Origin of the sequence: uncultured Arthrobacter sp., assembly GCF_947493765.1 — a bacterium.
Classification (GTDB): Bacteria; Actinomycetota; Actinomycetes; order Actinomycetales; family Micrococcaceae; genus Arthrobacter_D.
The window spans coordinates 16,888-29,120 of the sequence record NZ_CANLSZ010000001.1; the positions used below are offsets into that span (position 1 = coordinate 16,888).

Annotated in this window: 14 protein-coding genes; 2 read left to right on the forward strand and 12 right to left on the reverse strand. The window is 70.0% G+C overall.

Annotated features, from left to right (window positions below):
• Window positions 1-94: 94 nt before the first annotated feature.
• Window positions 95-685 carry an N-acetyltransferase family protein gene (locus Q0747_RS13885; protein WP_367277647.1) on the forward strand — a complete coding sequence of 197 codons (591 nt, stop codon included), beginning with the start codon at window positions 95-97 and terminating at the stop codon, window positions 683-685.
• Window positions 682-1,083, forward strand: coding sequence for a hypothetical protein (locus Q0747_RS00090; RefSeq protein WP_298251245.1), 402 nt, complete (start codon window positions 682-684; stop codon window positions 1,081-1,083). Before Q0747_RS13885 ends, Q0747_RS00090 begins: the two co-directional genes overlap by 4 nt.
• A 76-nt stretch (window positions 1,084-1,159) precedes the next feature.
• On the opposite strand, the gene nusB is transcribed toward Q0747_RS00090, so the two are convergent.
• The 12 genes from nusB to rpsD form a co-directional block, all read right to left on the reverse strand.
• The gene (gene nusB / locus Q0747_RS00095; RefSeq protein ID WP_298251246.1) at window positions 1,160-1,570 is read right to left on the reverse strand and encodes a transcription antitermination factor NusB; all 411 of its coding nucleotides are present in this window, start codon (window positions 1,568-1,570) and stop codon (window positions 1,160-1,162) included.
• Window positions 1,567-2,130, reverse strand: coding sequence for an elongation factor P (efp, locus tag Q0747_RS00100; protein WP_298251247.1), 564 nt, complete (start codon window positions 2,128-2,130; stop codon window positions 1,567-1,569). Before efp ends, nusB begins: the two co-directional genes overlap by 4 nt.
• Before the next feature lie 137 nt (window positions 2,131-2,267).
• On the reverse strand, window positions 2,268-3,362 hold the full coding sequence (aroB, locus tag Q0747_RS00105) for a 3-dehydroquinate synthase (RefSeq protein ID WP_298251248.1): 1,095 nt from the start codon (window positions 3,360-3,362) through the stop codon (window positions 2,268-2,270).
• Window positions 3,352-3,936, reverse strand: coding sequence for a shikimate kinase (locus Q0747_RS00110; protein WP_298251249.1), 585 nt, complete (start codon window positions 3,934-3,936; stop codon window positions 3,352-3,354). Before Q0747_RS00110 ends, aroB begins: the two co-directional genes overlap by 11 nt.
• Window positions 3,937-3,944: 8 nt before the next feature.
• On the reverse strand, window positions 3,945-5,153 hold the full coding sequence (aroC, locus tag Q0747_RS00115; RefSeq protein WP_298251250.1) for a chorismate synthase: 1,209 nt from the start codon (window positions 5,151-5,153) through the stop codon (window positions 3,945-3,947).
• A gap of 32 nt (window positions 5,154-5,185) precedes the next feature.
• On the reverse strand, window positions 5,186-6,076 hold the full coding sequence (locus Q0747_RS00120) for a shikimate dehydrogenase (protein WP_298251251.1): 891 nt from the start codon (window positions 6,074-6,076) through the stop codon (window positions 5,186-5,188).
• A 3-nt stretch (window positions 6,077-6,079) separates the two neighbouring features.
• Window positions 6,080-7,288: an endolytic transglycosylase MltG gene (mltG, locus tag Q0747_RS00125; RefSeq protein ID WP_298251252.1), complete on the reverse strand. Its 1,209-nt coding sequence runs from the start codon at window positions 7,286-7,288 to the stop codon at window positions 6,080-6,082.
• Entirely contained in the window at window positions 7,285-7,893 is a 609-nt protein-coding gene (gene ruvX / locus Q0747_RS00130; RefSeq protein WP_298251253.1) for a Holliday junction resolvase RuvX, read from the reverse strand. The genes mltG and ruvX overlap by 4 nt, the downstream gene beginning before the upstream one ends.
• A gap of 7 nt (window positions 7,894-7,900) precedes the next feature.
• Window positions 7,901-10,579, reverse strand: coding sequence for an alanine--tRNA ligase (gene alaS, locus Q0747_RS00135; RefSeq protein WP_298251254.1), 2,679 nt, complete (start codon window positions 10,577-10,579; stop codon window positions 7,901-7,903).
• 132 nt (window positions 10,580-10,711) lie between these two features.
• Window positions 10,712-11,014, reverse strand: a complete 303-nt coding sequence (locus tag Q0747_RS00140) for a DUF6167 family protein (protein ID WP_298251255.1) — start codon at window positions 11,012-11,014, stop codon at window positions 10,712-10,714.
• A gap of 23 nt (window positions 11,015-11,037) precedes the next feature.
• A complete protein-coding gene (locus Q0747_RS00145; RefSeq protein ID WP_298251256.1) occupies window positions 11,038-11,412 on the reverse strand; it encodes a DUF948 domain-containing protein in 375 nt (124 codons plus the stop codon).
• Window positions 11,413-11,573: 161 nt separating this feature from the next.
• On the reverse strand, window positions 11,574-12,200 hold the full coding sequence (gene rpsD, locus Q0747_RS00150; protein ID WP_055771608.1) for a 30S ribosomal protein S4: 627 nt from the start codon (window positions 12,198-12,200) through the stop codon (window positions 11,574-11,576).
• Window positions 12,201-12,233: the final 33 nt, after the last annotated feature.

Here is a 12,233-nt window from a genome sequence, read left to right on the forward strand (position 1 = left end):
GGGTCGCTCCATGAATTCTGCGGATGCAGTCGACATCAGTGAACTGTCCGTCCCCGACGACCTGACGCACCCGGGAGCCAAACTTTTCGAGGAGATGGTGGAGGTCCGGAACCGGGTCGAGACGGAGATTCTCGGCACGCCGGCGCTGTCCCACTCTGCAGCTGAGCTACTGCCCGGCTTCCGGAATACCTACAAGCCGAGACGACTGTTCGTCGCGCGGTCCGGTGGCCGCATGGTCGCCCGCGCCATCCTGTCCTGGCGCACCGCGGTGGTGTCACCCATCGCGACGGTGAACGTCGAGGTGCAGAGCGACGCACGCGGCCGGGAAATCGGGACGGCCCTCCTCGAGCGCATGGAAGCCCTGGCCCGGGACTTGAACCTCACGACCGTTCAGAGCTCCGTCGTCCACTCCGCCGACGCGGACGGTCATCGGGTCGAACCTCTGAGCGGGTACGGGTCCCTACCCGGGCGTGACCCGGGGTCCGCTTCCTCGCACGGCACGGCTACGCCCTCGAACAGATCAAACGGATCAGCTTCCTCGACCTGCCCCTGCCCTCGCGAACACTCACTGCGGTCCTGGAGGACGCGAAAATCCATACCGGCTCCACGTACAGCGTTGTACAGTGGCGCGGCTCAACCCCGGACCACCGGGTGGCGGACCTTGCGGTGCTCAAGACCAGCATGAGCACGGAGGAACCCACCGCCGGTATGCAGACCACCGAGGACCCATGGGACGAGCACCGGGTGCGCCGGCGGGATCAGGACCAGGAGGCCAGCGGCCGCCTGCTCCTGACAACGGCCATCGAGGAGTGCCGCACAGGCAGGCTGGTCGCCCTCACTGAAATCTCCCTGCCCGGACACCCAGGCGGTGTGGCAGCACAGGAGGACACCCTCGTCCTGCCCGGGCATCGCGGCCACCGACTGGGCATGCTGGCCAAGGCGGCCAATCTCCAGCAGCTCGATGCGCAGGCACCGCAGATCTACACCTTCAACGCCGAGGAGAACCGCCCGATGCTGTCCATCAACGAAGCACTCGGCTATCGCGCGGCGGGCTACGAGGGTGCGTGGGAGAAGTTGCTCTGACCCGGTGCGTGGTGACGGGCCCGGGATCGGGCTCGGTGACCCTGGAAGCAGACGCGGTGTGATGCCAGGATGCGCCCTATGCGAGCAGTGTCGGCTTGAGCTGCTGCAGTCTGCCGAGGAGTCCGTTGACGAACTTCGGTGACTCGTCGGTGGACAGCATCTTCGCGAGCTCCACGGCCTCGCTCACGGCGACGCCGTCGGGCACGTCGTCGTTGTAGAGCAGTTCCCAGCTCCCGATCCGCAGGATCATCAGATCCACGGACGGCATCCGCTCCAGGGTCCAGCCCTGGGAGTAGGTGCTGAGGAATTCGTCGATCTCGTCCTGGCGCTCGAGGACGCCCTCGACCACGTCGACCGTGTAGTCGGCGATGATCATGTCCGTCTTCTCGCGGCGTGCGCGGATGACCTCGAGGACCGGCACGTCACGCTGCGTGGACTCGAAGAGGATGTCCAGCGCCCGGCGACGTGCCTTGCTACGTGCACTCACTCGTTGACGCGTCCCAGGTACTCACCGGTCCGGGTGTCGATCTTGACCTTGGTGCCGGTGCCCAGGAACAGCGGGACCTGGATCTCGTGGCCGGTCTCCACCGTGGCGGGCTTGGTGCCGCCCGTGGAGCGATCGCCCTGCAGGCCGGGCTCGGTGTAGGTGATCTCGAGGACCACCGACGCCGGCAGCTCCACGTACAGCGCCGAGCCCTCGTGCATGGCGATGGTGGCCATCTGGCTCTCGAGCATGAAGTTGGCCGCGCTGCCCACGATCTTGCCCGGCACGGTGATCTGGTCGTAGTCCGTCGTGTCCATGAACACGAAGTCCTCGCCGTCCTTGTACAGGTACTGGTAGTCGCGGCGATCCACCGTGGCGGTCTCGATCTTCAGCCCGGCGTTGAAGGTCTTGTCGACCACCTTGCCCGAGCGGATGTTGCGCAGCTTGGTGCGCACGAAGGCACCGCCCTTGCCCGGCTTGACGTGCTGGAACTCCAGGACGTTCCAGAGGTTGCCCTCGAGCTTGAGCACGGTGCCGTTCTTGATGTCGTTGGTGGTCGCCACAGCTTCGCTTTCGTCGGTTTCGCGGGAGGATGGGCCGGCCGAGGCACGGCGGGCACGCGGAGGCGCGCCAGAAGTCCGTGGATCAGTCTACCCCGCGCTGCCCGCGGCGCCGTCGGGCCGCCTCCCCGCCGGAGCGGTCAGGAGGCGATCTCCTGATACGCGGCGAACAGCAGCGAGGTGTCCGGGACCTCGAGCATGCCGGGCCGGCCGATCCCGTCCAGCACCACGAAGCGCAGCAGGTCACCCCGGGACTTCTTGTCGCGGCGCATGCCGTCGAGCAGTGAGGCCCAGCGGTCACGCCGGTAGGTCACGGGCAGGCCGAGGGATTCGAGGATGCTGCGGTGGCGGTCCGCCTCGGCGTCGCCGAGGCGACCGACCATGCGGGAGAGTTCCGCGGCGAAGACGAGGCCCACGGAGACGGCTGCGCCGTGCCGCCAGGAGTACCGTTCGGCGAGCTCGATGGCGTGCGCCAGCGTGTGACCGTAGTTCAGGTACTCACGGCGCCCGGCTTCGTGCAGATCATCGGACACGATCGCGGCCTTGACGGCGATGGACCGTTCCACGAGCTCCCGCACCACCGGCGAGGAGGCGTCGGTCGCAGCACCGGTGTCCTGCTCGATGAGATCGAGGATGGCCGGGTCGGCGATGAAGCCGCACTTGACCACCTCGGCCAGTCCCGTGACCAGTTCGTTCTTCGGCAGCGTGGCGAGCGCGTCCAGATCCACCAGGACGGCGGCGGGCGGGTGGAACGCGCCCACGAGATTCTTGCCCTCGGAGGTGTTGATGCCGGTCTTGCCGCCCACGGCGGCGTCCACCATGCCGAGCAGGCTCGTGGGCAGGTGCACCACGCGCACCCCGCGCAGCCACGTCGCCGCGACGAACCCGCCGAGATCGGTGACCGCGCCACCGCCCACGGTGACCACGGCATCCGAGCGCGTGAAGTCGTTCTGTCCCAGGACCTGCCAGCAGAAGCCCGCCACCTGGAGGTGCTTGGCCTCCTCGGCGTCGGGGATCTCCGCGGTCACCGCCGTGAAGCCGGCGTCCGCGAGCTCGGCGCGCACCGTGTCCCCGGTGGCCCGGAGCGCGCGGGGATGGATCACAAGCACGCGGCGCACGCGTTCGCCGAGGATCTCCGGGAGCCTCTCGAGGAGACCGTGCCCGATCACGACGTCGTAGGTGCTCTCGCTCGTGCTCCCCGTGACGGGGATGATGGTCGGTGCGTCAGTCGCCATGGGTGTCTGTCCTGCTCTCGTGGTTCTGGCCCGCCGAGTGGGGCGGGGAAGCGGTGTGCCGGTCGGGAAGGAGGTGGGGCAGGGCACGGACGACGGCGTCGGCCGTTCCGCGCACGCTCAGCCCGCGCGTGTCGATGACCACGGATGCGAGCCGTGCGTAGAGCGGCCGGCGCTGGTCGTACAGTTCCTGCCACCGCTCCAGCGGGTTCCCTGCCAGCAGCGGTCGCTTCGCATCGCGGCTGATCCGCGGCAGGACTGTCTTCGCGTCCGTGTCGAGGAAGACCACGGCGGCATCTCGCAGGATCTGCTGCGTGCCGGCGTCGAGCACGGCTCCCCCGCCCAGGGAGACGATGCCCGCCTCGGCCACGGCGCCCTGCACGACGTCGGCCTCGAGCAGGCGGAATCCGTCCTCACCGTGCTGGTCGAAGAGGCCCCTGATGGGTCCGTACCGTTCGACGAGCACCCGGTCCGTGTCAACGAACGTCCGGCCGGTGCGCCGGGCGAGCATCCTGCCCACAGCGGTCTTCCCCACGGCCATCGGGCCGATCAGCACCACGGTGTCCGACGAGGGCATCGGTGCGCTCAGGACCGGGCGGAGTCGAGGAACTCCGGGATGCTCTCGAGGTAGGTGCGCAGATTGCGGGCGGTCTCCGCCAGGCTGTCGCCGCCGAACTTCTCGGCGACGGCGTCCGCGATGACCAGGGCCGTCATCGCCTCGGCGACCACACCCGCTGCCGGGACCGCACAGACGTCGGAGCGCTGGTGGTGGGCGCGGGCCGGCTGTCCGGTGCTGACGTCGATGGTGCGCAGGGCGCGGGGCACGGTGGCGATCGGCTTCATGGCCGCCCGCACGCGCAGGACGTCCCCGATGCTCATGCCGCCCTCGATCCCGCCCGCCCGGTTGCTGGCGCGGCCGATCCGCCCTTCGTCGTCCTGGACGATCTCGTCGTGCGCGGCGGTCCCCCGGCGTGCCGCCGTGGCGAAGCCGTCCCCCACCTCCACGCCCTTGATGGCCTGGATGCCCATGAGTGCCGCGGCGAGCCGGGCGTCGAGCCGTCGGTCCCAGTGCACGTAACTGCCCAGGCCGGGCGGAAGACCGTACACGACCACCTCGACGACGCCGCCGAGGGTCTCGCCCTCCTTATGGGCGGCGTCGACCTCCACCACCATGGCGTCGGAGGTGTCGCGATGGAAGCAGCGCAGCGGGTCGGCGTCGAGCGCGATGACGTCCTCGGGCGCCGGTAGCGGCGCGTCGTCGGGGACGGAGACGGTGGCGATGGACACGGTGTGGCTGGCGAGCCGGATGCCGAGTCCGGCCAGGAAGCGGGCGGCGACGGTGCCGAGGGCCACGCGCGTGGCGGTCTCACGGGCGCTGGCGCGCTCGAGCACCGGCCGGGCCTCGTCGAAGCCGTACTTCTGCATGCCGGTGAAGTCGGCGTGACCGGGTCGGGGCCGGGTGAGCGGGGCGTTGCGCGCGGACGCGGCGAGCTCGGCGGCGTCCTCGTCCCCGAGCGGGTCGGCGGCCATGATCTTGTCCCACTTGGGCCACTCGGTGTTGGCCACCTCGATGGCCACCGGGCCGCCCTGCGTGAGCCCGTGGCGCACGCCGCCGGTGATCCGGACCTGGTCCAGTTCGAACTTCATGCGGGCGCCGCGCCCGTACCCGAGCCGGCGCCGCGCCAGCGCGGCCTGGATGTCGCCGCTGGTGATCTCGACCCCCGCGGGGATCCCCTCGATGATCCCGACCACGGCAGGGCCGTGCGATTCTCCTGCTGTCAGCCAACGCACCATGGTCTCCATCCTGCCATGCGGCGGCGCACGGATCAGTGCCGGGGTGCGTCCACTGCGTCACACATCGCGGTCAGGATCGTGTCCCTGTGCTGCCGGAGGTGGGGGAAGAACAGGCGTACCTGCTCCACGGCCTGGTGGATCAGCATGTCGAGGCCGGGCACGATCACGCCGCCGCGCGCCTGCCATACCGCCGCCAGCCCGCTGGGCCACGGATCGTAGGCGACGTCGAGGAGTGTCCCGGCGGTCCTGAAGCCCGGATCGGCCGCGAGGAGCCCTGCCAGCGCGTCGGCGCCGCGGGGCGGGAGGGTGGAGACGAGGATGTCGGCGGCCGCCACTTCTGCCGGGCCGAGGTCCCACGGGACCATGACGATGTCGATCCCGAGCTGCTCACCGAGGCGGTGCAGATCGGCGGCAGCCTCCGGGCGGCGCACGATCACGCGGCAGTCCCCTGCCCCGAGCTGGGCCAGTGCGGCGATCGCCGCTGAGGCGGTGGCCCCGCCGCCGAGGACCACGGCCCGTTCGGGGACCCGGGCACCGGCGGCGAAGAGTGCGTGCAGCACGCCGGCGACGTCGGTGTTGTGCCCGGTGAGGATGCTGCGGCGGTCCCCGGTGGGATCCGCGGTCACGACGACGGTGTTCACCACGCCGAGCACGGCCGCGGGCTCGGTCACCGTGTCCATGAGCCGGGCCGTGCCGGCCTTGAGCGGCATGGTGACGGAGAGCCCGCGCCACCCGGGGTCGCGGCGCACCGCGGCGACGAAGCCGGCCAGTTGCGACTCGGCCACGTCCTCCGCGGTGTAGGTGCACGCGATTCCGAGGGCCCGGTAGGCCGCCGCGTGGAGCGCCGGTGATCTCGAGTGCCCGATGGGCGAGCCGATCACGGCCGCCCGGAGTCCCGGAGCGGCCGTGGGCTCAGTGGGCACGGGCTACTCGCACTGCCCCTCGTTGTCCGCGCACCACTGCTCGTACTCCTGGACGTAGCCCAGGTGCTCGGCATAGGTCTCGGAGAACTTGGTCTCCCCGGTCTTCAGGTTCACCGTGACCCAGAAGTAGAACGGCACGTCCGCGGGATTGACCGCGGCGTCGATGGCCTCGTCGCCGGGCGACCCGATGGGGCCCTCGGGCAGGCCGGTGTTGGCGAACGTGTTGTACGGGTTGGACTTGTCGGCCTTCTCCTCGGGGGTCAGCTGGTAGGTCCGCTCCCCCAGGCCGTAGGCGACGGTGGCGTCCGACTGGATGAACCCGTTGGTCTCCGTGTTCCCCGGCGTCAGCCGGTTCTCGATCGACCCGGCGACGGTGGCGTAGTCGCCCTCCTGCGCCTCGGCCTGCACGATGCTCGCGATCGTCAGGATCCGGTACTGCTCGTCCGGGTCGGTGACGCCGTCGTCGGTGAGCCGGTCCATGGTGGCGGCGATCATCTCGGTGACGATGTCGGTGGCGGTCGCGTCGATGTCGAAGCGGTACTCCCCAGGGTGCAGGTAGCCCTCGAGCGAGAGTGCCTGCGAGGGGAGCCCGAACTGCGTCGGGTCCTCGGCCAGGGCCGTGAACTCCGCGACGGGTATGCCCGTGGACTCGGCGAGGATGTCGAACACCTCGCCCTGGCGCAGGTCGCGCGCGACGGCGGCATAGGAGACGAGCGTGGGATCCTCGCCGAGGAGTGCCTCGGCTGCTCCCTCGGCGGACATCTGGCGTCGCAGCTCGTACTCGCCCGGCTGGACCTCGCGGCCGTCGGAGATCTCGCCGAGTGCCGTCACGAAGACACCCGCGTCGGCCACGATGTCGGCACTCTCCAGGCCGTTGCCGACGGCGAGGGCGCCGGCTCCCTGCTCCACGGTGAACACCGTCTCCTCACCGCCCGGGCCCGCGTAGTCGGTCACCTCGTTGAAACCGAGCAGGTCCCGGAGCATCAGGGCGACGCCGAAGACGGTACCGGCGAAGACGAGGAGGACGACGAGGACGATCACGGTGCGGCGGCGGCGCCGTCGCTGCTTGGCCCTGGTGCGGGGCGGCGGATTCTGCGCGTCCGGCCCACTCTCGTCCTGGGCCACGAAGAAGTCCTCGACGGTCTCCGGGTGGGCACCGTGGGCGCCGTCGGTTCCTTCGGTGAAGGGTGCGGGGCGGGATTCGCGGCTCACGCTTCCTCTTCCCTCCTGCTCGACGACATGTTCTTCATGGGTGGCTCCTCCGTAGGGGTGGGCAGTGGGTGTGGAACACCCGCTGCGTCACGTATGGGAACCGGATCCCCCACATCCCGTCCGCGCGAACGTTGCATGTCGATGGCATGCTGGAGTATTTCGACGGCAGCCACCTGGTCCACCACTTTACGATGCTCCCGGCTGCTGAGGCCAGCCGAGTGCAGCGACCGATGGGCGGAGACGGTGCTGAGCCGCTCGTCGACGAGTCGCACCGGGATGGGGTGCGCCTGCCGGCCGAGTTCCTCGACCACCAGTGCGGCGTATTCCCGGGCCATCTCCGCCGATGCCCCCTCGCGCCCGCTGAGATTCTTCGGCAGGCCGATGACGATCTGGACGGCATCGCGCTCGATCGCCTCGCGTACCACGAGCCGCACGTCGTGGTTCCGGCGGGCGTCCCGTTTCAGGGTCCTGACGGGGGTGGCGAGCAGGGAGTCCCTGTCGCAGGCGGCCAGGCCCACCCGCACCTGACCGACGTCCACCCCGAGTTTCGGTCCAACCGGGTACGACGGCCCGGCCTCCTGCCCGTCGGCATCCCTGCCCGTCACGGCGTCGTCAACGATCCGCGACCGCCGCGCGGACCGCCGACAGTGCGTCGGGGATGCGTGCGGGGTCGGCTCCGCCGCCCTGGGCGACGTCGTCCTTGCCGCCTCCGCCACCACCGAGGATCGTCGCGGCCGTGCGCACCAGCGCCCCGGCCTTGATGCCGGTGCCGCGGGCACCCTCGTTCGTGGCGATGAGCACCAGCGGACGGTCCTGGGCGATGCCGGCGGCGGCCACCACGGCCGGCTCCGAGCCGAGGCGTCCGCGCAGGTCCAGCACGAGGGTGCGCAGTTCGTCGGCTCCGCCGATCTCGCCGGCGTCGTGCGCGATCACGCGGACGCCGTCGACGTCGACGGCGGTGTCCACGAGGGCTCCGGCCGCGGCGACGAGCTGCTCCCTGCGCAGCCGGTCGAGTTCCTTCTCGGCACCCTTGAGCCGGGTCAGTGTGGCCGCGAGGCGCTCGGGGAGCTGCACCGAGGGCACCTTGAGCATGTCGGAGAGCTCCGAGACCAGGGCACGCTCGGCGGCGAGGTGGCGGAAGGCGTCGAGCCCCACGAGGGCCTCCACGCGCCGGTTGCCCGAGCCCACCGACTGCTCGCCGAGCAGGGTGAGACTGCCGATGAGCGAGGTCGAGGCCACGTGCGTGCCGCCGCACAGCTCGCGGGAGAAGTCGGCGTTCATCTCGACGACGCGCACGGTGTCACCGTAGGCCTCACCGAAGAGCGCGGTGGCCCCGAGCTCCTTCGCGTCGGTGAGGGACATGATCTTCGTCTCGACCTCGTAGTTGTTGCGGATCGCGATGTTGGAGACCTCCTCGATCTCCGAGCGTGCCGCGGCGCTGATGCCCTCGCCCCAGGAGAAGTCGAAGCGCAGGTACCCGGCCTTATTGAACGAGCCGCGCTGCAGTGCCTCGGGGCCGAGGATCTCGTGCAGGGCCGCGTGGACGATGTGCGTGCCGGAGTGGGCCTGCTCCCCCGCGTGCCTGCGCTGGCGGTCGACGGCGGCCGTGACGGTGGCGCCCTGCGCCACCTCGCCCTCGCGGACGACGGCGCGGTGCACGCTCAGTCCCTTGAGGGGGCGCTGGACGTCGAGCACCTCGAGGACGAAGCCGTCGCCGGAGATGAGTCCGACGTCGGCCGCCTGTCCACCGGCCTCGGCGTAGAACGGGGTCTGGTCGAGGACCACCTCGATCTCGTCACCCTGCCGTGCACTCGGCACGGACTGCCCCTTCTCGAGGAGGCCGAGGATCACGGCCTCCGAGGTGAGCTCGTCGTAGCCGGTGAAGACGGTCTGGCCGCGTCCGAGCAGCTCGGTGAACACCGAGAGATCGGCGTGGCCGGCCTTCTTCCCGCGTGCGTCGGCCTGTGCACGTCGGCGCTGCTCCAGCATGAGGGACCGGAAGCCCTCCGCGTCGACGGAGAGACCTGCCTCCTCGGCCATCTCCAGCGTCAGGTCGATCGGGAACCCGTAGGTGTCGTGCAGGCTGAAGGCGTCCTCGCCGGACAGGGGCCGCTCCTCGGCGAGGGACTCCTTGACGGCCTCCTCCAGCCGCGCGGTGCCCGAGGCGATGGTCCGCAGGAACGCCTTCTCCTCGGCGTAGGCGATCCGGCTGATGCGCTCGAAATCGGTCTCGACCTCCGGGTAGGACCCCCTCATGGCGTCGCGGGATGCCGGCAGCAGCTCGGGCAGGCAGGCCTTCTCCACGCCGAGCAGGCGCATGGCGCGCACGGCGCGCCGGATGAGGCGGCGCAGCACGTACCCGCGACCCTCGTTGGAGGGGCTCACGCCGTCGGCGATGAGGAGCAGGGACGAGCGGATGTGGTCGGCGACCACCCGCATGCGGACGTCGTCGGCGTGGTGCGGGTCGTCGGCGGACTCGGCGCTGGTGTAGGCCTTCCCGCTGAGCGCGGCGGCACGGTCGAGGACGGGACGGACCTGGTCCGTCTCGTACATGTTCTCCACGCCCTGCAGGATCATCGCCAGGCGCTCGAGGCCCAGGCCCGTGTCGATGTTCTTCCTGGGCAGTTCGCCGAGGATCTCGAAGTCGTCCTTGCCGATCCCCTCGCCGCGCTGGTACTGCATGAAGACCAGGTTCCAGATCTCCACGTAGCGGTCGTCGTCTGCCTCCGGTCCGCCCTCCACGCCGTAGGCAGGGCCGCGGTCGTAGAAGATCTCGGAGCAGGGTCCGGCCGGACCGGGCTGCCCGGTGGACCAGTAGTTGTCCTTCTTGCCCATCTTCTGGATTCGCTCGGCCGGGACACCGATGGTGTCGCGCCAGATGGTCAGCGCTTCCTCGTCCTCGTGGTAGACCGTGATCCAGAGCCGCTCCGCGGGCAGACCGAAGCCGCCGTCGGCGACGCTGCTGGTCAGCAGCTCCCAGGCCATGCGGATCGCTTCCGCCTTGAAGTAGTCACCGAAGGAGAAGTTGCCGCACATCTGGAAGAACGTCCCGTGGCGGGCCGTCTTGCCCACTTCCTCGATGTCCCCGGTCCGGATGCACTTCTGGACGCTGACCGCCCGGTCGTAGGGAGCCTCCTCCCGCGCCGTGAGATAGGGGATGAACGGCACCATGCCGGCAACCGTGAACAGGAGGGAGGGGTCGGAGGACACGAGCGATGCCGAGGGCACCACGGTGTGACCGTTCTTCTCGAAGTAGCTCAGCCAGCGACTGGCGATCTCATGGGACTTCATGGGTGGATCCTTCGGTGGAGTGATCAGGGCGCGGCGGGAACCGCGGGCGTCCCCGGCGCCCGGCGGGTCCGACCCGCGGCTCCTGCCGGCGGAGCGGGGATGCACCCGGACGAGGCAGGTGCCGCCGGTGGATCAGCGCAGTGAGCGCCGGGTGGGCGGGACGGCGGCGTCGGGGGTGACGACGGCGTCCCCGACAGCGGCGGGTGCCGCCGGCGCAGCGGGAACGTCCACGCCCAGGGCCGAGCGCAGGTCGTTCTCCCGCTCGGACATCGCCGAGCGGACGGCATCGGCGAAGTCCGCGATGCTGTCGCCGACCTGGCCCACCGCGCGGTTCAGGCCCTCGGGGCCGAGGGTGGACTTCGCCTGCGAGACCTTGCGCACCGCGACGACGCCGATGGTGATCCCGGCTGCGAGCCAGAAGACTCTTCTGATCATCGTTCTCTCCGTTCCAGTGGGGGCTAGCGGCTACGGCGCCGGCGCGCCGGTGAGGTCCGTCCGGCGAAGGCCGAGCGGACGCCGTAGGAGAACGCCGATACCTTGATGAGCGGTGCGCCGATCGTGGCCGCGACCAGGGATGACAGGGCGGAGATGTTGGCCGAGGCGTCGGAGACGTTCGAGGTGATGCCGTCGACGGTCCTGAGCTGCTGGTGCGTGGTGCTCACGGTGCTCGTGACCTCCTCGATCAGCGGCGTCGTCTCCTCCGTGACCGTCCGGATGGCCTTGCGGAGCTCGTCGAACACGCGGCCGAGCTTCCAGATCGGTACGGCGAGCAGCAGGACCAGGACGGCGAACACGCCAGCAGCTATCAGGCCCGCAATATCTCCACCTGACATGGGCGGTCTCCTTTACGCAGGGGTGGCCTCATGGCGAGGCCGGGCATGGGGATTTCTTGCTCTTAGTACCTTACAGAAGGAAGAGCCCGCGGCAGTGCCGCGGGCTCTTCCTTCACAGGCCGGTCCGGTGGCCGATCAGGCGCCGGACCGGATGCGGTCTATCAGCGGGCGTAGTACTCGACGACGAGCTGCTCTTCGCAGGTCACGGGGACCTCGGAGCGCTTCGGGCGACGCACGAGGCGGGCCTGGAGCTTGTCGAGCTGGACGTCCAGGTAGCCGGGGACGGCGGGGAGGACGTCGCGGTGCGCACCGGCGGCGGCCACCTGCAGCGGGACCATGGTCTCGCTGCGGCTGTGCACGTGGATGAGCTGACCCTCGGCGACCCGGAAGGACGGACGGTCCACGCGTGCGCCGTCGACCATGATGTGACGGTGCACGATCAGCTGGCGGGCCTGGGCGCTGGTCCGGGCGAAGCCGGCGCGCAGCACGAGCGCGTCGAGGCGCATCTCGAGCAGCTCGATGAGGTTCTCACCGGTCAGTCCTGCCGTGCGGCGGGCTTCCTCGAAGATACGGGCCATCTGGGCTTCGCGGATGTTGTACTGGGCGCGCAGCCGCTGCTTCTCGCGCAGACGGACGGCGTAGTCGCTGTCCTGCTTGCGGCGCGCGCGGCCGTGCTGGCCCGGCGCGTAGGGCCGGCGCTCGAGGTACTTCTCTGCCTTAGGAGTCAAAGCGATGCCGAGGGCTCGCGAGATGCGGACCTTCCGACGGGCACGTGTGTTGTTGGCCACGTCTACCTTTCGATGTTTTCGCGGCGAAGAGAC